The organism is Mycobacterium sp. 050134 (assembly GCF_036409085.1).
In the GTDB taxonomy this organism is placed as follows: Bacteria; Actinomycetota; Actinomycetes; order Mycobacteriales; family Mycobacteriaceae; genus Mycobacterium.
Window position 1 is genome coordinate 64680 of record NZ_JAZGLV010000022.1, and the last position, 26051, is coordinate 90730.

1 protein-coding gene and 1 pseudogene are annotated in these 26051 nt (G+C 68.1%); both read right to left on the minus strand.

Annotated elements, in window-relative coordinates; all coding sequences use genetic code 11:
• Positions 1-4: 4 nt before the first annotated feature.
• Entirely contained in the window at positions 5-25552 is a 25548-nt protein-coding gene (locus tag SKC42_RS22500; protein ID WP_330966463.1) for a scabin-related ADP-ribosyltransferase, read from the minus strand.
• A gap of 47 nt (positions 25553-25599) precedes the next feature.
• A pseudogene (locus SKC42_RS22505) lies at positions 25600-26051 on the minus strand (hypothetical protein); the annotation flags it as partial.

Below are 26051 nucleotides of genomic sequence, written 5' to 3' on the forward strand. Positions count from 1 at the left end.
CCGGCTACGCGTCCGAGTCACTGTCCGTGTTGTAATCGGTGGTGATTCTGCCATCACGCGTCCGGGTTACTCGGGTGCCGACGGATGTCGTCATGTTGCGTTGGATGATCCCCTCCGCGTCGAGTTCATAGCTGGAGGCTTTCGTCTGCCAGAAGGGTCCGCGCGGCCGCTCGTCGTCGAATTCCAAAGCGCCGGCACAGAACCCGCAGGCCCGCATGGTACCCGCGAGCAAGTTGAGGTCCATGACATGGTGGCCGCCCGCTGCCAGCTCGTCCTTGATGCGGCGTTCGGCATGCACCTTCACGGGGCTACCCGCGTCAAAGACCCTGCGTCGAGGAACCCGGAAGCGGTTCTGTTCGATCGCCGCGCGGATCTCGCCGACCAACTCATCCCCGGAATCCCTCGCGCCCGAAAGCCAGTCTCTGATTTTGTGCCGGTGCCGCGTCTCGCGGGTGTCCTGCCCACCGCTCGTGCGGTTTTCCACCAAGTCGCGCAAGCCGGATCCGTTGAGCAGCTCGGCAATGCGGTCGTTGGTCACCGGATCGTTCGACGACACATAGATCGTCTTGTCCTCCGTGTTGTAGTACGACTGCACCTCTGTCCCCTCCGGGAATTTTTCCTTCAACACCGTCGACATCCAGCGCAGCAGCTGTGCTGGCCGGTCGTTGGCATAGGACCGCGGATCCCGCACCAGTCCGGGGTTGTGCGCGTACAGCCTCGTCAGCTGGGATTCCCCCCGCCCGAGGCCTTCCCCACCGGCCGCCTCCTCGACGAGGAAGATGCGGTCCGCTGCGTAGGCGGCGCCCCGAAGCGTCACTCGGCTCACGCCCGTCGGCGCGACCACGATCTGTTCGCCACGCGCGAGGCGGTCGAGCCGGTCGAACGTTTCAGTGAGCCCGTTTTCCAGGTGTGGTGCCATGTTTTGCAATTGGGCCTCGACGCGGCTGCGCACCGTACCGCCCGCTTCGATTGCCATCGCAAAGGCCTCCCAGGGCACGCCGGCGGCGGCCGCGACCTCCCGCACGGACAGGCCCGGGTCCTCGCGCATCCGCCAAACCGCGTCCGCGACCCGTCCACCGCCGTCACGGAAGGCGTCGCGGAACGCCCGGACGAAATCCGCGGCGCCGACCGCCGCGGGCGGCAGCGCCTCGGCCTGCTCGTGCTGGCCCATCGCATGGAGGGAGGCGAAAATCGAGTCGCGCCGCTCGGTGTAGTTGGCGAGCCTCACCACCGCTTCGACCTCCATGCGAAGTCCCTGGGCGCCGGTGCCGACATACAACCGGAGTAGCCCTGCGCTGATTCCCAGCTGACTGGCAATGGATTGCAGTGTCTCCCTCGGATCGCTCGCCAGCCTCGCCAGGGCATCGGCCAGGTGGTCGGCCGTCATTCCACCGTCGCCGGCCACATGACCCACCTCGGGAAGATTGTCCGCGGTGGTGTCGAAACCGATGGTCCGGAACGACTTCTGCAGTTGCTCGCGGTGGGTGACGAAACCGTGTAGCTTGCCGAGTTCCCGCGGAGTCTTTCTGAGTGCGCCGTCGGCCGTGATCCAGTTCTGCAGGTCGGTGCGCTTGACGCCGGCCCGCTTCGCCATCTCGTCCCGGACGCTTTCTCCACGTTTGCGTTGGCTTCCCTTGTCTTTTCTCTCGACCAGCACCTGCAGGGCGTCGACCAGATTCTTGGCCGTCATGCTCGGTGTCTCTTGGTCGGGAAGCGCCTGATCGTGTAAGCCCAAGTCCCGTAGGAGGTTTTCGATAGCATCCCGGTGATCGCCGTAGTCTTCCATGGCACGCAATCGAGCGGGCAGCTTCTTGCCCTTGTCCGCCCAGGCCGATGCCCTCATCCACGAGGCGGTCGATTCGTGGATCCCGCGCGTCGGTTCACCGGCTAGGTGCCGACGGGCAATGTCGGCAGCCACCGCGCGCTCCCGTTCGGGCTTGGCGCGTTCCGCGGCGAGGTCGGTGAGCAGCCGCAAGACTTGTGCCGCTTGAGTGACCTTCGCGAATCTTTCGGCCTGAGCCGATTCCGGCGATCCGGTGGCCTCGGCAGCTAGTTTCAGTCGCTTGGGCGGCCGCCCGCGCCGCCGGGTCTCTTCGCCGTTATCCCCCGCCGCCCGCTTCGCCGAACCCGTTCGCGGCTGGTGGGCGTCGCTCCCTTCCTCGGGGGCGACGGCACTGCGGCGCGATGGCCTGGAAGGCCCCGCCTCGGCGTTCACCTGCCCGCGAGATCCCGTAGCGTGCGAGCGCACCTGGATTCCCTGGGCGACATACCTTTCGGCCAAGTGTTGTGGTGGGACGACATGACCGCTTTGGATCATGTCGATCACCCGAAGGTCATCGGGGCCGAGGCCTTCGGTCTCTCGACCGTCCGGCCGCCGCTCCAGCCTTGTCACGGTGGTGGTCAGCTCGCGCTCGTCCGGCAGGGCAATCCGTTCGCCCCTGCCACTACCTCCGCGCGGCCCCACGTAGGACCGGCCCTCCAGCACTTGGTGAGTCATTATGTGCGCCACATCCACGCTGTTGCGGGCACGCTCGTCCGGGTTCAGCCGCCCAAAAGCCCGCTGGATCGCCACATCCTCGATGTCCCCAATCCCGCTGTGCGACAACATTGCTGAGGTTCGATCAAAGATCGCGCCGGCGCGCGCCGGGTCGGCGGCGACCAACCCGTGCCAAGCTTCCGTCCCGCCCGTGGCGTCCGCTGCCAAGGAACGGGCGCTTCCCCCGTCCTCGGCTCCGCCCCGGGCAACGGGAAGCCCGACGGGGCCCGCGGCCCGCGCCCCCGTGGACACCGACAACGATGCGCGGGGAGCCTGCCCGGCCGCGTCAATCGTGCTGCGCGGTGCGGTGATTCCGTCGAAGTCCCAGTGCCGTTGGCTGGCGTTGCCGCGGCCATCGAGGACGGTGGATTGGTCCGCCGAGAGACCGGTCTCCGGGTCGACCTCCATTGCCACCGACCGCGGCGCTGCTTCCAATTGGGCATTGTGGCCGGCAAGCGATTTGCCGTGCTCGGGCGGCGAATCGTCACCCCGCCGCGCTTGAGGCCTCACCTCCTCCTCGGTCAGCATCCTCGCACCATGGAGCGGCAAAACCCCGTGGGTGAGCGGAAGGATCACCAAATTGGCAGTGTCGCCCGGGTCGACTGCGAGCCCGCCACGCTGGGGGTCAACGAAGCTCACCCCGGCCTCGTCGACGACGCCGACCAGCACGTGGTTGATGACCGGTCCGTCATCGCCGGGGATCGCCACCAGGGTCATTTCTCCGTCACCGGCCGCCGCCAGAACGCGCGCGGCGGTGTCGAAGTCGGGAACCGTGAAAGCGCGATGCTCGTCGCCGTCCAAATCCAACGACTGCCGGTGGAAATTCAGCAGATCCGCACCGGGCAACGATTCTGTCTGCGGCGCCTCGAAGGCAATGCCCTCCCGCTCGGAGATGACGAATGCGAACGCGGACATGACGCAGTTGGTTCCGACGCCGCCCTCGTCTCGTCCCTCGTTCACCCCGGCGAGGTACGGGTACCGCCGTGTCAACGACTCGGCGGTATGACCACTGGGCAATAAGGGCCGACCGGTTTCGGACGGCGCCTCACCGAACCGGCTGCGCGCCAGGTTCCAGGCCCGAGACGCCCGCTGGCGCAGTGTTGAGCGCCCACCGGTGCCACCTGGCGGGGGCGGCGGCCGGTCGGACGCCCCCCGGTCGGGTGGCTCCGCCCCGGCGTGCTGCGGCACTCCCGGTGACCGCGACGCTTGACCGTCGACCGATCCCACCAAGCCGTCCCGGCCGTCCGGCGACTCGGCTCGGACATCGGCACGGGAATGACCCGAGTCCTCCGAGCGCTCAGCCCACGCCGTCGGCGATCCGGCCAGGACCCTCAGCGAGTCGAGCGATTGCCGCGCTTCCGATCCGCCGTATGGGCTATAGCTCCCGGGCCGACGAACCTGTGCGGCCGACGAGCCAGATGAGCTCGACTCCACCTCGTCCCGCGGTGCGCTGAGCAAGCCGAGCATCAGCTGCGCCAGGTCCGGCATGTTGCGCCAGCGGTCGAAGGGACCGAGCTGTGCGTGCGCCCATTCCAGGTGGGAGAGGTCAAAGCGCGTAACGCCCTGGCGGAACAACCCAACCAGGTCCTCGATTTGCCGGAGCGTCAACCTCGGCGCCGGCGACGGCCGGGACCCCTCGGGGGGTAGCGGTCCGCCCAACGCCTCGTAGAGCTGCTCCAAGTGGGCTTCCGTCGCCGCGTTCCCGTGTGGACGGCCCAGCAATCGCCCGACTCCGTACTCTGCGACGAACTCTCGCGGGGTGGCGAGGGCATACTCGCTCACTGCAGCGGCCATCCCCTGGTGAACCTCACGCAGCGCCGTCCACTCCAGATCGACGAAACGAGCCGGATCGTTCTCCCAGTGAAGCCAGTGCATCAGCTCGTGCAACGTGACACCCAAACCCGTGTTGTCCAGGTCGTCCGCGACCGCCCAATGGGCGCGCTCGGAGCCGAACGCCCGCGGAGGCACGGACACCAGAGACGTCAAGAGCAGCCGGTTGGGAGGGGTGAACCCGGCCGCGTACCCATCTTCGAAGGAGGCGATTTTGCTCGCGTCGATGTGCAACCCAGGCTGCCCCTCCGGATCCGTCGCCGCCCGCACCCGCACCGTTCGGTGGTAGGGAGGCAGGTGAACCTCGAGAGGGCCAGTGGGTACCGGAACGCCACCCGCGCGCAACGTGTCCAATGCGTCCAGCACGAGGTCCCGACGCGCCTCTGCCGTCGGGTCGTACGGGGAATAGTGAAACTCAACGGATGTGCCGCGATCGATGACGTTTTCGACTGCCATGCCGGCGGCGGCATTGGTGTCGGCGTCGGTGGTCCGGTCCGCGCGAGCCAGATAGGCGTCGAGCTCTGGGTAGGCCCGCAAGTATCGCGGGTCGTCGTCGAGGACATCGATCAGTTCGTCGTCGGTGAGCCCTTCGACCGAGACTCCCGCTCGCTCCTGCAGCGCCGTGGTCGTCCGCAGGAATGCCTCGGCCCTCCCCGCCAAGTAGTGCACGATCGCTGTCCGGGACAGGGCGCCACTTGTGGTTCGGCGGTGGTCGAACAAGAACGATTCGGCCGGTAGGTGCTCCGCCGTCGGCACGACGCGACGCATGACGACGTCGGACAGCGCTGGGGCGACGCTGAGATAGGCCTCCAGGTGTTGGTCTGCCGGCACGAGGTCGTCCTCGCTGTGCATTTCGGGCGAGCGCCACGATCTGGGGGAAGCCGGCCGCACATCTGAGCCACCCGAATGCTCCGGTGGCTCTACGGTATCCGCGTGGTGGCCGTCGCCACCGCGATGCCCGGAGGGTCCGGCCTCCGCGTGGACGTGCCCCCGCGTGGGCGGCACGTAGGACACCACCCGCACTCCTTGCGCCACGAAGCGGCCAGCCAGATCCGCGGGCGGATCCACCTCGCCCCTGTTGATGCGATCGATCCAGCGCCGGGCATCGGGCGCGAGGTCGCCTACCTCCTCGTCGTGTGGCAGCGCTTCCAGCTGGGCCAACGTCGACTCGAGTTCCGCCCGGGTCGGCGGGCGGCGCTCGGACGACCCGCCCAGGAGACCAACGCGGGAGCGGCCCGTGACGTCGCTCGAGGCAGCGCGTTCGGGCGGCGCGTCGACGTCGTCGAACGCCGGTGCCGGGTCAAGGTCGACGGTCCGCGCCCGAGGAGTGTTCGTAGGGGTGGGGTCGTCGTCGGAGTCTGAGTCGGACAGGTGCGGCTCTTCCCGGTGAGCTGTCACCGGGAAGAGCGGATTCGGCGCGGCCGGATCGAAGTACGGATTGTCGATAAAGCGCCCGAGGCGAAGTGCCCCAGGACCACCGGAGAGAACTTCCTCGGCGCCCACGATGTTCTCCCGCCGGATCCCACCGGGGAACACGATCTCGCGTTCGTGCACATCCTGGTGATGGGACAGCGTCGCACTGATGTCAATGCCACCCGGCGCCTGGATGCGATAACGAAAGACCCTGGGACGAGCCTCCGTTGGCGGTCCGAGATGGTTCAGCTCCGGGTCACGGGTCGTCGACACGAACGCAGCCGGACGGCCGCGACCGAAGCTCTCCAGGTTTGCACTGGACGGGTCCAGCGGCTCAAAACCCAACTCGAAGACCTCAAAGGGGTCGCGGGAATCGTCGCGAAACAGCGGGTCGTCGTCGGTCCGGAAATGAACCGTAGCCCCGTCGGGCAAACCGGTGACATTCCACGGGTCGACCGAAGGGTCCAATTGAGCACTCGGCAAACCGAAATCGCCGCCGGCGAAGTCCTCCTCACCGGCCCCACCCCGCAACCGGAGCACCCCAGCATCGTGCTCAGGCGGCCCTTCGCCCCGCTCACCCGCCTCGCCATCCGAATCACTTGCGCCGGAGTCCCTTTGGGCGCTCGTGCGGCCACCCTGCGACGATCCCGGCTCAGCGTCCGCCATCTCGATATCGTCGGCCGCAGACGCCGGAGGGTCAGCCATCGTCACATCCGGTGACTCGCGTCCAGCACCGGTGCGGTCTATGCGGGCGTGGTATTCGTCCCAGGTCTCGTACATGTCATCGTCGCCGTGGTCTTCGGCCGCCGACATCGACATCGACATCGACATCGGGATGTCTACCTCGGAATCCAGGCCACCACCAGGGTGTGCCGTCACCGTGGACGGCTCGCCGGACCGCCGTGATGTCTCCGGCGCAGACGAAACCGCGTCAGTCTCCGGCTCGCTGTCGGTGTTGTAATCGACGTCGATCGCACCATCCCGCGTCCGCGTGACATACGTCTTGATCGACTTCTTCTTGTTGTCTGCAAGGATTTTGTCACCGTCGAGGAAGGACGATGCGTTACGGGTGACCCAGAATGGTCCGCGCCTCCGCTCGTCCTCGAAACCCAGTGCGGTAGCACAGAAGCCACATGCTCGCCTGGTACCCGCGAGTAGGTCGAGATCGATTTCACCGTGTCCGGCCGCTCTGAGCGCCTGTTGAATGCGCCGTTCGGCATGCAGGTCGATATCGTTGCCGTCGCCGTCGACGAATCGGTCGACCGGAACGACAAATCGGCCCTGCCGAATCGCGCTCAAGATCTCCCTGATCAACGGTTCGTCGTCCGCCTCCGCGGACTGGGCCAGTTTGGTTCTCAGGTTGTCCCGGTGGCGACTCTCCCGGCTCTCCGCGGCACCACCGTCGCTGGCGTTCGCCAGCCGCTCCAGGCCATTCTCTCCCCCCAGCAGTTCGCGAATCAGTCTGTTGTTTCTGACGGTGTTCGACGACACATAGAGTGTCTGGCGCTCGCGGTCAAAGTAGGTCTGCACCTCCACCCCACGCCGATCGTCACCAAGCAAGACGGTGGACATCCATCGCATGAGCTGTCTCGCGCGGTCGGGCGCATACGATCGCGGGCCTTGCACCTGTCCCGGGTTGTGTTCGTAGAGGCGTTCTATTCTGGTTGCCCTCGAGGACCCTCGAGGTCCGTCCGCGGTTTCGACCAGGAACCGCTGGCGGACCGCACCCCTGCTGACGTCCACCTCCGTCAACCTGACGGTGTCATCGACACGCTCGCCGCGTGCCTGGGCGGTCAGGCGTGAGAACTCCTCGTCGAGGCCACCGTGCAAATACTCCGCGCGGTTTGCCAATTGAGCCTCGACGTCACGCCGATCGCGAATTCTCGGACCGGCCTCAGCGGCCAGCGAGAACGCTTCCGAAGGCATGCCGACCGCCTCCGCCGCGTCTCGCGGTGACAGCGCGGAGTTGTCTCTCATCAGCCGGATCGCTGCACCGATCTCGCGACGATGGGTGCGCAACTCTGTGAGGAAATCCAAGGCGCGCATCACGATCGGCGGCGGCAGGCTGTCGGCTTGTCTATCTTGGTCCATTCTCCGCAGCGAGCCGGCGATCGCCTCGCGCCGCTCCGCATAGCCGCGCAATTCCGCCAGCGCATCGCCGTGTCGGCGAAGCCCTTGCGTGCGCGGGCCGACATAGCGGGACAGCAGACCGACGTCGACGCCGAGGTCCCGGGCGAGCTCGGGCATCGGGGTATCCGGCGCGACCACCAGTCGCCGCAATGCGGCGTCCAGGGTGTGGGCGGTCATCTCATTGACATGGCGGGCGCTTGGCGCCGGAAGTTGGTGCGCCATGTCGCCCCGCCCAACGTTCTGCCAAGCGTCGTGGAGTCGCTGCCGCTCGGCCGCATAGCCTTCCAAGGTATTCAGTTGCTTCACCGGCGTCTTCAGCCGGCCGTCGGAGTAAAGCCACCTCTTCAACAGATCGGAATCTGCTGTTTCAGAGCGCAAACCCGCTTTCTTCGCCATATAGTCAAAGGCTCCGCCGCGGCGCTGGGAACGCGGGAGGTCGTTGAACTCCTTGAGCGCTTCCAATGCGGAAGCCAATCGGCTAGCGGTTAGGACTTGACGCGATTTCTGCGGTTCCGGAAGGTCTCCGTAAATGTCCAGCTGGCGAACCAGACCTTGGATGGCGTCGCTGTGCTCCGGGTAGTCCGGCATGCGGCTCAACCCTTGGGCCAGCTGATCGTTTAGCCGCCAAGTCGAGGCGCTCAGCCATCGCGCGTTGCTCGTCCGATCCCCGGGGAAGTCCTCGACGATGTCTGCATGATTGCGCCGCTCTTCCGAAGGCCTCGCGTTATCCCGCGCGAGCGCGCGGAGCATCGCCTCGACCTGCCGAGCGGTCATGACATGCCTGTGACCCCCGGCCGCCACGGACGTCTGGTCGGGGGCGGCAGGGCCCCGGTCGTGATGTTGCGTCTGTTGGCCGGATGAAGACGCATGGTCCGCGGGCCGGCTGCCAGAGGACGCACCCGAGGGGTCCGGCCGGACCGAAGGCGCCTCTGCTCGATCCAGCGAGCGCGCGACGGGCAAACCGGCAGCATCCCCGATCGGCGCGCGCACCGACAAAGACGCTTTGCCACCCGAACGCTTGACCGGTTCGGCCATCGGCAATTGTTCCGACATATCGGTATGGCCGAGCCGCTTCAGAGCTTCGATGAGCTGCTTACGGAAATGCGGGTATTCGGGCAGATTATTGAGATTCCCTGGCGCCCTGAGCCTACCGTCGCCCAGAATGTGCTGTTTCAACGCATCGACGCGGATTCCCGTTTCCCTCTCGACAAACTTGAATGCGCTGTGCTTTCTATCTGCCGCAGAAGCGTTCCGCCGTTCCAGCGCCTGCAACACAGCAAGCAGGTCTTCGGCGGTGAAGCGGCGATAGTTGCCCTGCTGCGGCTCCGGCAGCTCCTCATGAATCCCCAGATGTTTGACCAATTCCTGAATGGCCGAGCGGTATTGCGGGTAGTCCGCCATGCGGCTCAACCGATCAGCCAGCCCTCTGTCCCGCCAGCCGGTCGCGCTCAGATAACGCCTGTTCGCCTCGGCGGAGCCGGGGAATTGGTGGGAGATCTGATGCGCCGACAGAGGTTTGCCATTCTTGCCGGTCGGTTTGGTCTCCTCGTCCTTTAACCGTCTGAGCATCTTCTCCACCTGCTCAGCCGTCATCACCATCCCTCGACCGGGGGCCGATGGAGCGGTCGCGACGGGCGCCGAGCGACGTTCAGCCCGCTGCTTACCCTTGTCCTGCGGGTTTGGCGGCGGTGCGTCAGCGTCCGGTTCGTCACGTCGACCATCGCCACCCGCAGACTCGTCATCCGACAGAATCACTCGCCCACGCAGGCGGACGCTTCCCCGCTGCGTACCCCTGTCGGGTTGTCTCGGTGGCAGCGCATCGGGATGCGTCGCTTCGGGGTGGCCTTCGCCGTCTGCCGACTCGTCGCTCTCCGATAGAACGACTCGCTGACGCTTCCTCGCGCGTCCCGCGGGCTGCTTACCCTTGCCGGGTTGCTCGTCGTGGGACGACTCGTCCTCGGACGACTCGCTGTCCGAAATGATTACCCGCCGGCGCTTCGAATGACTCACCGGTTGGTTGCCCGTAGTCGGCCGCTTCGGTTGAGGCGGTTCCTCTTCCGATGTGTCGCCGTGGTCGTCGCTGCCGGTCAAGTCAGATAGCTCGGACTCGGCTTCCGACTGGGCGTCGCCAGCCCGCGCGGTCGCCGGACCCGGCTGCTCAGGGAGCCGAGAAGGGCCGCCTCGCCTGCCGCCGACCTCGACGTCCCGTGGCAGCGGGAAACCCAGAGCCGTCAGGCGACGGGATTGCCCTTCGCTGATCGAGTGAACGTCTTGCAAGCTCACGCTGAGCACGGCAGCTTGATCCGCGGATAGCCCGGTTCGCTCGTCGGCCTGGCTCTCCACATACCGCAAGGCCTCTTCCAACTGGGCGCTGTAGCCGCCGCGCGCCCCGCCCTTACCTCCCGGATACGACTGGCCGGTCGTCACCCGGTGGAAGAGAACCTGAGCGAGCGCCCGGGAATCGAGACGGCGCTGGTAGTCCGGAATCTCCCGGTAGGCGCGTTGCGCCCATTCCCCGGCATCGCTTATTCCGGCTCGATCCAATTTCGCAGACGCGTCGGCCAAGACGTCGGCGGCGCGCTGCGGTTCGGCGGCCTCGAACCGGCGCCAGTCGTCGAAGGGTGTGGTCCCGCCCGGCAACGTCTGGTGAGTCGTCCGGTCGTCCCCGGACAATCGTGGCGTCCCTCTCGGCGCCTCCATGCCCGTTTCGCCTGTTCGACGGTCCCGCTCATTTCGGTCGTCGGGGTCGAATTCGCCGGGCGTACGCGAACCGACAATCCCTTGCACGTCGGCAGATACCGGACCGCTCTGGGGCACCGCTGCGGGATCTTCGGCCAGGTTCTCGGGTTCTGAAGGATCGCTGTTGTCGTCTGGGTCTTCCGCGCGAGGACCGGCCGTCTCCGCCGTCCGGTCGGCCACCGCGTCGCGCGGCAGGCTCTGGCGCCCGTCGCTCCTTGAAGCCGACCCGGCGCGCCCAGCCCGCGGATCTCCCCCGGAGGCATCCTGCGCTGCCAGACGATCCACATCGGCGCGACGGTCCGCCTCGGCGGAGCGTCGCGCCGATGAGGACACCTTGCCGGTTGGCGACCCCTTCAGCGCCCCGATCGACCCGGCGCGGCTCTCGTGACGCGACGCGTCCGAATCGTGTGGAACGGTAACGGCCACTTCCGAATCGACTACGTGGCCGCCGTGAGCCGGTTCGACACCTTCGGGTACGCGACGCGAGTCGAGCCGCGACGGTGCGGGATCGCTGTCGGCCGATATCGGACGTCGCTCGTTCGCGGAGCGCTCCGCGACCGTACGTGCCGGTGGCTCGTCGGCCGACGGCAACCCGTGTTGCGTGCTACGCGGCGGCTGTGCGGCGTCGGAAGGCCGCGTCGTACTTGGCTTCCGACCGGGCGGAGCGTCAACTTTCGGCCCGGGGCTGGGCGCACCCTCGACAGCGGCGTCGACATGTGGCGTGGTGGAGGTGTTCGCGGCTACCTCGACGGGCGGGGCGTCGGAACGCACCGGCGCGACCGGCGCCGATTGCGGCCGCTCGGCCGGGTCCGGGGTTTCGTCGATACGCGCGCCCGACGGGCCGGCGGCATCCGACTCTACGGGGGGAGCCGCCTCTCCGGACTCATGCCGTCCGCCAGTAGTTTTCGGTAGCATCGAGGGCCCAGCTACGGGGCCCTCCTCGGAGGGTGCCCGCACGGGGGGTGGCGGGTCGACCGGTCGGGTCTCGGATTCGGGGATCAGGATCGGCCCGTGGACGTCGACGGGGGGCAGTTCGTGGTCGACGCCGCCGCGGTGCACGGTCAGGATGATGCTGGTGGTTCCGTCGAAGACGGCATGAGAACGCGCGAATTTGGCGTTGGCGGCCAGCCTGGCGGCCTGGCTGGAGATGACCCCGGACCGTTGGCGCACATTGCGGCCGCCGCCGCCGAGAAGGCTGCCCTGGATGCCGGCGAAGCGTCCGTGCGGTCCGAGCAGCGCTCGGATGCCGCTCTCCCGCGTCTTGATCGGGTGATGCAGCCGGCTCCGGTTGACGTCGTTGAGCACGTAGGCGTTGCCACCCTTGTGTTCGATCTCTTTGAAGTTCAGGTCGCGGAATTCGGCGCGTCCGGTGATCCGCAGGGCGCCCTGCCGGAGCAGCTCCACGCCCTCACCCCCGCGCGCGACGCGGGACATGGCGCCGATCCTGCTGGCCAGGCGGGTGTCGTTGAGGTAGCTGTGCACGTGCTGGTCGATATTGCGAATGCCCAACGCGTGCAGGCTCTGAAGCGTCCGCGTCCGGAAATCGGCGCCGTCGGTGATCCGGCGGATGATGGTGTCACGGCTCAGCCCGCGCGCGGGCAGCTCCGGATCGCGCTGCGGCGCGGTCCCTTCGGCGCCGGGGATGATGCCGTCCCGCGGGACGTAGAGGGGGTGCTCCTGTTTGTCCGTCGGGGACTCGTGGGTGATGAAGTCGACGTGCGCGGTGCCGTAGCGGTGCACGGGGGTGCCGCCGATGCCGAACAAGCCGCCCGGCGAATGCATGTCGGCCCTGATGGTTGCGGTGCCGACGTGCGTCAACGTGTCGATCTTCTTGCGGAACAGCGTGCCGGTGGCCGAGCTCCTGGTGCGCGTGTCGATCGTCTCGCTGCCGGCCCCGCCCGAGATGCGACCCAACACCGAGAGGTTCACGGCGTCGCCGGTGGGCAAGGCGTCGACCTGCGCCTGGACGTAGCCTTGCCAGTTGCGGGTCCTGGGGGTGGAGACCCCTGCGCTCATGGATTGCTGGCCGCCGCTGTAGAACTCGGTGGTGGATTTCGCGTCGGCCCGGTTCATGGAGTCGACGTAGCCGGTGAGTAACACCGTGGCGCCGCGCACCGACTTGAGGCGGATTGTGTCCGCGTGGCCGCGGCTGTAATCGCCGAGGCTCCGCTGGATCGCCATGGTCCTGACGTGGCCCGCCAACTCGGCGCGCACCGCGGGCCACTTGGCGCCGAACACCGTGACGCCCTGGGCGGCCATCGAATCGAGGATGTGTGTCGCCACCAGGTCCTCGCGCGGCGTGCGCTGGTCGGCGTCGGACGGGACCACGTCCAGGGCGATGCGCGGCCGGATCTTGACGACGGTCTGGTCGGCCTCGATCCGTGGGTTTACGCGCTCGCCAGGGGTGAGGGTGCGCTTGGGGTAGGAGAAGACACCGTTGAGCCGCACCGGCTCCGGGGCCTTCGGAAGGCCCGTTATGACCCGCCCCTTGACGTGCTGCTCGTAGCTGATGTCGAAACGGATCGGCTGGCGGAACAAGTCGTGCTCCTCGACGGTCCGCACCCGGGTCGGGATCCGGTGCTCGACCTCACCGGTCAGGTTCGGGAAATCGACGTTGCTCAGCGGTCCGACGCCCTGGTCGGCCCGGCCCGTGATGTCTTGCCTGGCGTGCAATGACGCGGTGTGGGTGACCTGCGCGCTGACGGAGCCGTGCGGCACGGGGATCTGGATGCGGCCGCCCGCCACCCGCCGCACCGCGTCGCCGTAGATGCGTCCCGTCGAGGACTGCGATTCGACGGACAGGTCGGTCTCGAACTTCTTCGACGAGCCGACGTAGCGGACCTCCTCGGGGTTCTGCCCGCGAACGGGCCGGACCTTGACCGTGATCTTGCCGCCCGGAACGGGTATGTCGTGACTCCACTGCTGGCCGGATTCGTGGGTGAGCCGCGCGACCAAGACCTGCGGGCCGAACTGGCCCGCCATGCCGGCCTTCGCGTCGTCCAGGGAGCTGCCGAGGACCGGGCCCAAATCGTCGGCGATGGCTTCGATCAGGCCAGAGGCCGGGTCGACGCCGAGCAGCATGTCGGACGGGTGCCAGGCCTCGCGGAATGCGTGGTCCGGCGGGCGCGGCTCCTCGGCGGCACGCGGCGGTGTCCACTGCAGTTCCTCGGGCCTCGGCTCGGCCGGGCGCGGCGGTGCTGTGCCGTCGGCGGCATCGGTGAGCCCGGCGTCGACGGTGTCGCGACGGCCGGGAGCGCTGTCCACCGTCCCCTGACGATTCCGGATCAACGGCGTGGTGCTGTCCGTCGTCTCCTGCCGGGAAGGCCCGCTGTCCATCGTCTGTTCGCGCGAGGGGCCGCTGTCGGCCGTCCCGCGGCGCACGGGCGGCCACTGATGCTGTGCGGTCTCCGACTTCGGGCTGTCGATCAGCGGGTACGCGTCGGGGTTGTCGCGGACTTCCTGGTCGACGACGAAACTGGTGTTGCGGGCGCGGCGCTCGGGACCGGACGACGACGGCGGGGCCTCCGGCGCGGGCGCGGTGTGCCGGCCGGGCCCCGGCGGTTCGCCCCGGTGCTCGATCGACTTCGGCGCGAAGGGATTTCGGGGCTGGGGAGCCCGGTCGACCGGGTCAGGCCCCGGCTTGGGCCGCGGCTGGTCGACGAACCCGGTCGGCACGTCCCGGGTGAAGGTCGGCGGCAGGGCGGATTGCCAGCGGGAAGCCTCGATGCTGCCGTGCAGATCGCTGAGCGGGATGGCGATCTCCACCGGGAAGAGGCCGGACTCGTGCACGGTCGCCTTGGGGCCCGTCATCGTGCCGTCGAGCCGCAGCCAGCCGTCGAAGACGGCCATGGGCTGGTCGAATTTGGTTGCCACGGCGACGCGTTGCTGGTTACGTACGCGCTCACCGTCGCGAATGTTGCGCGTGCCGCCGCCGATGACCTCGCCCAGCGCCGTGCTGCCCGCAAGGTGTCCGAAGCGTCCTCCGAACGCGCCCTGCACCGATATCTGCTGGCTGCGGTCGGTCGTGACGGCCGATCCGTGCGTCACCTCGGCGCTCGGGCTGGACAACGTGTTGATCACCCGGCGGAACGTGAGCCGCTCGATGTCGGCGGTCAGCGCGAACTTGTCCTTCGAACCGGGTCCCGACAGGTGGGTCTCGGTCAATGGGCTGTGCTGGGTCATCGCGGGCACCGCGGCGCGGATGCGGTTGAGGGGATATCGCGATGAGACGCCAGCGCGCACCTTCGCCCAATCGCCACCGAACGCACGGTGCCCCATTGAGTCGAGCATGCCGTGAAAACCACTCAGGTCGAGGTTGGTGACGCGGTCCATGCTGCCCAGGCCACGCAGCGGGGCGGTGGTGCCTGCGCCGCGCGGAACCCTCGCCCGCGCCGGTTCAAATGCGGGCCGCGATTGGCCGCCGGCCCGCGAATCGGTGACGCTGCGATGCCCGCGGCCCAATCGCCACCAGGATGAGCGCGCGACTGAATTGCGCTCCATGGGCGGGCCATCGCCCCAGATCCGCAGTGGAGGCGCCCACACCTCCTTGCCCGCGTAGTCCTCTGTGGGTTGCGTCTCGTACTGCTCCATGAGGACGTCGAAGCGGGCGCGTGTCTCGTGGACTGCTCCCTTGAACGGCGCGCCGAGGTGGGCCGGTGAGATGGCGCCGGGGGCGTGCATCTCGAACCGAAGCCGGGCCTGCCCGTGCCAGCCCTGGCCGGGGGCTGGATTTTTCAGGGTGTTGCGGACGCGGAACTGGCGGCTTTCGGTTTCATTCCGCGTCGTTCCGCGGGTGGCCGTGCCGTCCAGGCCGCCCTCGACCTCGCCGTGGTCGTTGCCGCCCTGACCGCGCAACCGGCCCGGCAGCGGGAACTGAGCCGACCACGTCACCGCATCCTGGTGCACCCGCGAGGTGTCGGTCTCCGTGCCGAAGTGGAATTCGGTCTCCTTGGTCTTCCCGGTTTGCCGCATCATCGGCGGCAGATCGTGGTGTGCGGCGTCCTCGCCCGAGCGGACCGCCGACGGCGTGCCCAGGGGCTCCAGGAACGCGTGCACCGCCAGGTACGCGCCGGGGATCCCTTCGAAATTCAGGAAGAGGGGCTGCTTGTTGGTGGCGCCGTGGATGGTCGCCTGCAATTGCTCGAGGGTGAGCCAGTTTTGGGTCTCGGCGATCGCCTGATCGGCCAGCGCGCCGTAGGCCTTGGTGAACGCTTCCCGCATGGGATCGCCCTCGAGGAACGCGGCGATGTCCTGCGGCCGGGGCCCGGCGGGAACCCGGTCTGCGCCGCCATCAGCGGACGGCGCGTCGTCGGGCATCAGCCACAGGTTGGTGACGATGTCGGAGCCGCTGAGCGCACGGGTGGAACGGACCCGCGGCGGGTCTGTCTGCGCGTGTCGCGCAGACTCCCCGGGCAGCGGACCCAGCGTGTCGCGCGCCTCGGCGTCGTCGTCCCCGCCGCGGTCGTCCACGTCACGGGTGGGGACCACCACCCGGATGCGGTAGTCAAGATCATGGGCGTGGACCTCGTCGGGTGCGCTGCTGAGCATGTGCGTGATGACGGCCCGGACGTTGCCGCCGAAACGGGTGGCGGCCTCGGCCGTCTGCCCGCCGCTGATCTGGCGGTCCGCCCGTTGCTCGGTCAACGACCGGACGTGCTCCCGGGAGCCGATCAGGGCGGCCGTTTCGCTGACCTCGGGGTGGGTGATGTTTCCCTGGACCGCCCCGTAAACGACGGTTCGGCGCTCGTCGCTGGAGCCCGAGGTGCTGGTGGCGTCGGAGGTGTGCTCGAACTCGTACTTGTCGATCTCTTCTTCGAAGTGCAGTTCCGAGTGCGGCGATGCGCCGTCCAACCGGAGCTCGATCGTCAAGGTGCGCCCGAGCCCGAGTTTGATGACGAGTCGGGGCGGGCGACCGCCGCGCAGAATGCCGGGCGCCTCGGGGCGCAGCCCGTCGTCGGAGAACACCGCCGTGATCTGCTCGCGGTTCGCCTCCCACGCCCCGTCACCGCCCAGGCGACGAACCTCTCGCTCGATGTGACGGAGCCCTTCGTCGTCCGAGCTGAACCGCTCGAGCACGTCCGTGCCGCCGAGAACGAGCCTGTCCCCGAACCGCGTGGGCGGCCGCGGTCCGGGATCAGGGTCGATGGGGGGTGGCGCGTCATCCGGCTGACGGGTGTCGTCCTTCGGCGGCCTGGCCGCCAAATCGGTTGCCGTGGTGACCTCGACCGGCGCCGCGGTTAGTGTTTCGTGCGGCCGCGCCGCTTCCGGTTCGCCAAGCCGGGTGTCGAGCCGCAGCGAGGGGCGGGGAGGCTGCTCGCCGGGGAAGGCGGGTGCCGGTTCGCGCGGCGGCGACTGCGAAGCTGGGGCATTGTCCACGTCGACCGGCGTGGCGGCATCCCGGGACGGCTCCGCCGTCTGCGTTTCGTGGCTGGGATGCGTTGCGCTGGCAGGCTTGTCCGAACCCGCTTGAACCGGGGCGTCATCTGTGGGGACCGGGTCCTCGGGGGGCAAGCCACCCAGCACGCTGCGGGCAGGATATGGCCTTGGTGGGGACGGTCGGCTCGCCCCGGACTCAGATGTCGACTCCGAGCTCGGCTCGGAGTCCGGCAGCGCGGGAAACAAGCCGGTGTCATCGCCGGCAAGCTGCCACGGCGCCGACCCACGCATGTCGTCCAAACCGATCGACAGGTCACGGTCCTGGCCCCACCGCAAGGCGGTGGCGATGTCGTCCAACGAGAACCCGCCCGAGAACAGGTGCCCCATGGATGGCGCGATTACCGGACGAAACCCGTTGGCCTGCAGCAACCTTGGCAACAACAGATAGATGTTTACCCTACCGTTGCCCTCGTTGAACGGGTGCATCACGTGTAGCGTGCGCACCACCCGTCCGATCGCGCGCAACCGCTCATGCTCCGAACGAGCCGCCGCGAGATCCTGGTGATACTGATCGAATGCCGCGTTAACCAGCGCGGGCACCCGATTGGCCCGGTATGCGGTCGTCAGCTCCAGGTGGTGCTCGTCGTCTCGGGTCAGGGTGACGATCACATCCATGCGCCTGAGCAGGGGGACGTCGCGCAGCCGGCCTTCGGTGATCAGCGGCTGCCCGCCGAGCCGCTCGGCCAGGAGATCCGGAGCTATCTGCAGGGTAGCGACGTAATGGTCCATGCCGCGGTCGAAATCGGTTCCGGTGATTCGGAAATCCTGGCCGGGATCGGCGTCGCGGGCGTGCCCGGTTACCAGCGTGTGCATGCGGTGGTATTCCGACCAGTCCATCGGCCGTGCCAGGACGTCCGGGTCGTCGAGCACGGATCGGTAGGCGGACTCCATATCCGCTTGGAAGCCGGGCGATTCGTCGGTGTCGTAGAGGCTCCCCGGATTGTCCGGACGCTCTTCCAGCGCGGTGGCGTGATCATCGGCGCTCAGGTACATCCGAAACCGGTCTTGCGGCGGTAGCACATCCCTGAGCAAGACGGGCCCCGCCTGTGCCACGTCGGGCCAGTCGGTTCGCCCGATGCTCTGCAGCCAGACGCGCACGCCCTCGTTCGCGAAGGCCGTCTCGACGAACGAGTCGACCGATGCATCGTCGAGGTCGTGGTCGAACCATGACACCGGGTTGGCGCCGTAATCGTCCTCGCTCGATTCTCGAGAGGACTCTGAATCGCCTTGCGAGGCAACATCACCGACAGCGTCACCGGATGCGACCGATGACTGCCGACTCCGCGATGTCGACTCAGTTGTGCCGTCGCCCCCGGCGGCAGGGGTCCGTGGCGAATCAGGCTGGTGCACTTGGTCGCCGGCATCGTCCGTCGGGGCTGTGACGTCGGCGCGGTCGTCGGCCACAGCACCAACAGGAGGATCCGCGGGAAAGCCCTGTAGGAGACTTTGCGGCGGATGCGACGAGAACTGCGGTGCGTCGGCCACACCGGCATCCGGTTCTGGGAGTACGGGGTGCGCGCCGGTCGGGACGCCATCGGCAACAGCGGGTTCCGGGCGCGCGTCGACCGGCGGCCGGTCGACCTGGACCGTCGGGATATCGGCGGCGCGGTGATCTTCGGGTGCGGGCGGCGGCGCCTCGGGCCTGGCAGGGGGCTGCTGCGTCGTCGGCCCCTGGGCGTCGGCATGCTTGTCCAGCCTGCCCTGCACCGGCTCACCGAGATGCGACGAAAGCCGGGCCGCCACGTTATCGACCCACCGCTGCATGTCCGTCGGGTCCGGCAGAGGAATGCGAACCTTCTCACTCATGTAGCGACCGGACTTGTCGTTGACCTCCCACTGCTGCGCCTCGTCGTTCCACCTGATCTCACCACTGACTCGCGACCGTGGGATCGGGTTCGCAACCGCACCGGTGTCGTCGAACTCCACGGCGATCGTTGGATGGCCCTGGCCTTTGATGAGATTCCGGAACTCTTCCAGCTGCCCGCCGGACTCCGGCGGCTGGCCGTGATAGGCGCGGTAGTGCTCGGTGAGCTCCTTTTCCGATAACAGCTCACCCAGCTCTTCGCTGCCGATCCGGATGCCACCCTCGGCGTCCACGGTGTAGTGCCACTTTGCCTTTGTATGCGACAGGAGGACCAGTGGCGGGAGGTCCGGAAGTTGATAGAACGCCGGGTTGACGCGCGGAGTCCCGTCCGCCGCGGTCTCCTCCGGTTTGACCTTCTTTGCCCCGACCAAGGGCCCGTACTCGTGATCGAGGTCGACCCCGTCGGGAAGCGTATCCCGGAACGAAACAACACCTTCCGCGGCGGAATCAGTCCCGGTATCCGGTGCGGTCGCATCCGACGCGCTCCGTTCGGGCGGGGGCCGCAAGTCGTCCAACCCACGGGTCAGGTCGCGGTCCTGGCCCCACCGCAGCGCGGTGGCGATCTGGTCGAGCGAGAACCCTCCCGAGAACAAGTCGGACATCGAGTGGGTGATCACGGGCGAGAATCCGTTGGCCAGCAGCAGCCTTGGCAGCAGCAGGTTGATGTTGAGGCGGCCGTTCCCGTCATTGTGCGGATGCATCACGTGCAGGGTGCGCACCACCCGCCCGATGGCACGCAACTGATCGCGTTCGGTGTGCGCCCCAGCCATCTCGTCGTAGTACTGAGCCAAGGCCGCATCTACCATGCGCGGCACGCGATGCTCGGCGAGTTCCGTTCGGATTGCTGGGATATCACCCCACGATGAAGACACCGTGACTATCGCGTGGTCGCGCAGGTTCTCCGGCAGGGGGTCGTACTTACCCAGCTCCGGTGGGGCCATCGTCACCAACGGACGCCCGGCGACCCGCTCGGCAAGCAGGTCGTCGGCCGGTCCGTCCGCGACTATCGGATGGAAATTATGCCTTTCCTCGACATCGGCGAGCTCGAAGTCGCCGGCCACGCTTCGGGTTGCCCGCCAGTGCATCTCGGAGTACTCGGTCCAGTCGACCCGTCGCTGCAGCACGTTCGGATCGTCAAGGAAAATCTCGTAGGACCTGGCCATGGCTTGCTGATACCCGGGGGATTGCTGGTGGTCGTACAGAGAGCCCGGGTCGGCACGCTCAGCCGCCGCCGCGTGGTCCATAGGGTCGATGTACAACCTCCACCGCTGACCCGTCGGAACCACTTCGTTCAACGTGACCGCTCTCCCGCGTGAAACATCAGGCCATTGCTGGCCGCCGATACGGTCCAGCCAATCTCGAACGACGCGGTTGTACGCGGCGACGTCACTATTCGTCAGATCCTCACGTTCGTCGAGCGGCGGTGGTGGCGGGGCGTCCACGGACGATTCCGCTTGCGCCGGCGCATCGTGCGGCTCCGTGTCGGGCCGCAAGCCACTCGGCGCGCTGTGCGATGAGTTCGATTGCGTCGCGGATCCGCCCGTGATGTCCGATACCCGCACGTCAGGGTGGAATTGGGCGCTCGGCCGGTGGGCGGAGAAGACGGGGGGCTCCGTGCTGGTCGTTCCCGGCAGCGGGCCGGTCGGGACGATGGGTTCGCCGCGCTCGTCGAAGATGCGGGCGCTTTCTCCGACGGGCGACAACCCCGCCGAGCCATCAGTGGGCAACGCGCCCAACGCACTTCGCGATGGGTGGGGCGGTGAGTCCGAGCCGGAGACAAAGTCATCGAAATCATCGAATCGCCGCGCGTAGACCTCGCTTGAGTACGGCACAAACGAAACGGACCCACCGCTGTCCGGTGACGGCGGCACGCTGGAGTCGTGCACGGCACCCAACGGGGCGTGGGGCGCCGCGCTCGGCAGCTCCGGATGAAAGTGGGGATTGGCCTCGAATTCTCCGAGCTCGGCGGGGATGGGAACGTCCGGGTCCCCGGACTCGGCCGGCAACCGCAGAACCGGCTGAACTCCGACAATGTTCTCGCGCCTGATGCCCCCGAGGAACGCGATCTCCTGCTGGTAGGCGCCGGGGTTAAGGCCCTCGGTTCTGTTCAGGTCAAGGCCGCCGGGCGCGTCGATGAGGTAGAGAAAAACCTGGGTCCCATCGCGCCTCAGGAAATTGACGACGATGTTCGGATGCCGGGCGGTCGAGACCAAATTCGGGGGCTCGACGAGGCCCGGCACGACCGATCCACGCGAAGCGAACCCCTGATCGAAGATGACGTCGGGCGGTCGGGTGTCGTAGCGGAACAGCAGGTCGTCGTCAGTGCGGAAGAACGTGGCGCCGCTTCGCAAGTTGCTGAACACGCCGACAGCGTCGAGTGGGTCGACGTGGGGGTCAAGCTGGGCGCTGGGTCGGGGCGCTGGTAGCGGGTTGTCGGCCATCTGGGTACGCAACCCGTCCCAGCTGGCGGCGAACCCCGGATGCAGCGGTAGGCCGCTCACCTCGTCCTCGGGCACCCATCGGAGCGAGCCTTCGTCGCTCGATGTCGTCTCCAATGCGTAAGGGGCGTCGGCCAATACGGTCGTGAAGGTCCAGTCGATGCCCGGGGCCCGTGCGGTCACGATCGGTGCGCGGACGTTAACGAGGTCGGCGGCCAAACCGGCTTCCTCGTGCGCCTCCCTGAGCGCCGCCTGCTGGGCCGTCTCCCCGAGGTCTCGAGCGCCACCGGGCAGCGCCCACGTGCCGCCGTGGTCGGTCCACTCCGCTCGATGCTGCAGCAGTACCGCCACCGAACCGTCGGGGCGTCTCGCCCGCAGCAGCAGCCCCGCGCCGCCATACAGGCCCCAATAGATTTCGCCGTCGGCGCCCATCACGTGGCCGTCACCGCTCCTCAGCACGTCGTGCGGTTCGTCGGTCGCGTCCCCGCCTGGGGTGTCGCGTGGCCCTCCGGGCGCCGAAGTCGGCTCGGCCGGTGACCCGTCGGCATGGTCGCGGAACCGCGTGACCAACTCGTCGGGATCAAGCCCCCAGCGCCGCAGGTCATGCTGTGCCACCGCCAGGTGGGCGCGAGTTAGGCCCCGCGCGCCGGAGGGGTCCGACGCGGCCGCCTCGTGGGCGTTGTACGCCGCGGCGAACCTCTCCCACGCCTCCGCCATGGTCGTGGGGGCGCCGGGCCGGAACCTCGCCCGCGCCCTGGCGCTGAGTTGGGTACCGTGTCGGTCGAGTTCGGCGTTCCATGCGTCACGCTGGTCGGGTGAGAGGTGAAGAAGCGGTCGGGGTCCGTTCTCGCCGGCATCGTCGAGCGGATTGCGATCGAGCTCGTTGACATGGTCGGCCCCGAACCTTGAGACCGGCTCGCCCCCGAAGCTCGAGATCGAAGAGTCTGACGAGTGAGCGGATGCCGGGCGGGGACGCGAGTGACGTAGGGTCCTAGGTCCGGCGGAGGCGGGCTGGGGCTGCGGATGGTCGGCACCGTACTCACCATCGTCGGCGCCGTGACGGGAGGGGCCCGGGGCAAAGTTTTCGGCGTGCAGGACCGACCGGGTGACGCCGGAGCGGCCGCCGTTTCGGTGCGGCGAGGGAACATCCGTGTGGGTGGAATGCGGTGTCTCGCCGGGAAGATCGAAGATCGACCGGTCGCCGTGAAACGGTGTCCCCACGAACCAGTGCGTCACCGGGTTGCGAGCACGATTCAAATTCGGCGGCCATGACCTGACGGTTCCGTCCTGGCCGTCCAGGGCGTAAACGTTCTCACCGTCGAAGAACGCGTTGAAGCTGTGCTGCTCGCCGTTGGCGAACCTGACGGCCACCACGGTGTGGGCGCCCTTGCCCGCCTTGATCAGTCGCTCACCGATGCCGTCCGGTGGACCCGGAACCAACGGCAGACCCGTCGCCGCGCCCAGATCGTCCGGTGTCAACACCGCGTTGTGCGCCCGCGCGAAACCCGCCGTCCCCGAGAGCCTGTCGAACACCACCATGGTCGCGGGGCCGCAGTTGGTCAGCCGATCGCCCGTCGGCGGCACCCGTCCTTTGCTTCTGTCGATGACGTCGCCGATCCAGTCCCGGACCTCGTCGATCGTGCTCGTTGAGTGGGGAATCGCCGCCAGCAGCGGCCGGTCATCAGGCGGCTCCGGCAACGGTCGCCCCGACGCCGACCGCTCGGGTCTCCCTGCTTCCGGTGCGGAATCGACCGACTCGCCATTGCGCGCCGCAGTGGCCGGGAACAGAGAAGTGCGTCGTTCGTCGGCGCCCGCGCCCGAGCGGGGGCGTCCGGGTGGCGCTGTCTCGTCGGGAATCCCCCGCAGCCGGCTACGCGATGGTGATGGCTGTGTCGACGGCCTCTGATTGCCGACCCCGCCGTCCTGCGGCTTAGCAGTCGGGCGATCGGCCACTCCGGCGCCGTCATCCTTCGTCTGCTGCGCCCCGGGCTCGTCGCGGTTCCGCGCGAGGGCCTCCGATTTCGGCCCAGAGCTTTCCGCCGGACCGGCGGAGGCGCTGGTCGAGGCAGCCGAGGTATCACGGGCCGGCGCCAGCGCCGGCGCGGCCGTATCCGCGGCAGGCTCGACATTCCGAACGACGGCGTCGCCGCCCGGCTCTACGACGTCGCCACCCGCCGGCGAACCCCCGAACACCACCGACTCCGATGAGGGAGGGCTCTCGACCGCTTCATGCGCACCCCGTTCGCGGCCGTCATTGGCACGGGCTGGTGATGGAGCGTCGGCGCCCACAGAAGAGTTGTCCGACAGGGATTTAGCGCCTAGATCGGCTGGTGCGTCATGCGGCGCCGCCGAGTTTCCGGGGACCGACGTCGACGCCACCCCCGCGCCCGACTCGTCGCCCGCGCCGAGCGATTCGTTGTCCCGACCCGGTTGGCTCGGGGACGAACCGGTGCTTGCTGCGGATTGCCTGGACGGTTGCGGCGCAACGTTTTCCGTGGTCCGGGCGACCACCGACGGCTTCGATGGCGACGACGGCCCGACGGCTGTCGCGCGGGAGGCGCCGCCGGAACCGTCCGTGGCAGGAGGACGTTGACCGGATCTGGTGTCGGCCGCACCCGTAGTCGGCGCGGTCGTCGCCGGTCCGGGTGTTCTCGTCGGATCCGGGTGTCCTCCGCCCGACACACCGCTCTGGTGGAGTGCGGAAGAGGTTCCGCCGGTCGAGGTCGACGGCAGCTGGACGGTGTCTCGGGAATCGCCGGACGCGACGCGGGTTGACGGCGCGGCCTGCCCCGACCCGTTATCGGTTTCCGAGCCGCCAGACCGACTGCCGTCAGGCGATGCCAGAGCTCCCCCGCCGGAAGATGCTGCACCGCTCGGCGGAGAAGCGGTCGCCCTGGATACCGGCTCCCCCTGACTGGTGGAGTCTTGCCGCGCCGATTCCTGCGCACCGGAGTCAGGTGCCCTCGCGAACGAGCCATTCCCGTCGTTGGGCAACGAGCGGCCGTCGGTGCCTGGCTGCGGGGGCCCGCCGGGAGGCGGCGGATCGCTTCTCGCGTCGGTTGGGTCGGCCGTCGAGTTGAAAAGCGAGTCACCCGACAGCCCAAGCGGTCCGGTGTTGATCGGCGCGAGTTTGACGTCGTCGCTGTGCGGTCCGCCGTTCGTGTCCGGGGATCCGCCCTTGCCACCGCTCGATTCGCCGTCGCCCGGGTGTGGCTCGTCGTGCGGGTGTTCGGTACCGCCACGAATCCCTCCGGAGATGGCGCCCCCACCGGCGCCGCCGAAGACGTCCGCGGCGTCGAGCCCACCGCCCGTGGCCACCGCGCCGCCCACATTTCCCACCACTCCTGTGCCGAAGTGGTTGATCGCCCCTTCGACGAGCTTCGAGGCGATATCATTAGACTCGCCAAGCACTTTCGCGATCGCGCCGTGCGCAATGGGACTCAGGGCGCCACCGACCACGGCACCGACGGCGATTTCAAAGACCTGGCCCAGATCGAGTCCGCCGTCGCGGAACCCGTGCTGGATCTGCCACTCCTGGATGGCGACGTCCTGCACCACGCCGATGGCCGCCCCGACCGCCGCACCCTTGAGCATCTCGGGGGCCAGCTTGATCACCTGAACCGCCGCCTTCTTGGCAAGCTCTTGCAAACCCTTCTTGGTCAACGCCTCGGCCACGGAGGTCGCAATGCGGCGCAGCAGCTGCGTCACCAGCGCGCGCACCGCCGCTATGGTGATGGCCTCGATGGGCGGAATCCACGCCAGCGACGCCCCGAACGTCCAGTCGATCGACGCGAGGGCGTAGGCGATCTCCGCGGCGGCGATCGCCAGGGTGCTCAGGATCTGCAGCTTGGTGTATTGGATTTCGGTGCCGGTCTGTCGACCGAGACTGCCCAGTGACGACATCTGGTCGGCCAGATTCTGAACGGACGAATCGCCGGACAGCAGCGATTGAAATTGCGCCGCAACGGCGCTCGCCGTCTGCCCGGAGATCGTCGACAGCACCTGAGTCTGGACCTGCTGCAACTTCGGGACCAGCGCCGACATCTGTTGGGACGAGGCGATCCAGTCGTTGCCAAGCTGGAACATCGCGGTCTCGTCACCCTTGGGCCACGCCTCGCCGGCCAGATACGCAACCCACTGCAGGCCGGGAGGGATCTCAATGCCCATCCGGCATCCTCACGTCCGCTGTCCCCCCGAATACGAACGTTCAGAAGCTATTTCGCCGGATCGACCGGATGCCCCGGGTCGGTCGGGTTGCTCGGCTTCGAACCGGACTGGATCGCTTGCATGGCGGCGCTGACGCCCTCACCCACCGGTTCGGTCAGGCCTTCGGCCAACTGGACGAGAGAGTCGATATTCATCGAAGACGCGCCCGGCGCGGCCGCCGACGCGGCGCCGGCCAGGAGGTTGCCGACGCCACCGGGCGTTAGGGGTGCGGCCGTCGTCGGGGTGGCGGGGAGCGCGCCGGTATCCATTTGCGCCGGCTGCGACGACACCCCGGGCTGTGATGGCACCCCGGGCGTAAAGCTCGCCGGCTGCACCGGCTGACCCGACGCCAACACCGAACCCGTCGGCACCCCAGGCTGCACCGGCTGGGCAGGCTGCGCCGGGATCTCCGGCGACAAGCTCGCCGGCTGCACCGGCTGACCCGATGCCAACACCGAAC

Coding starts and splice junctions, on each gene's coding strand:
- SKC42_RS22500 (WP_330966463.1), bottom strand. CDS start 25,552: ATGGGCATTGAGATCCCTCCCGGCCTGCAGTGGGTTGCGTATCTGGCC.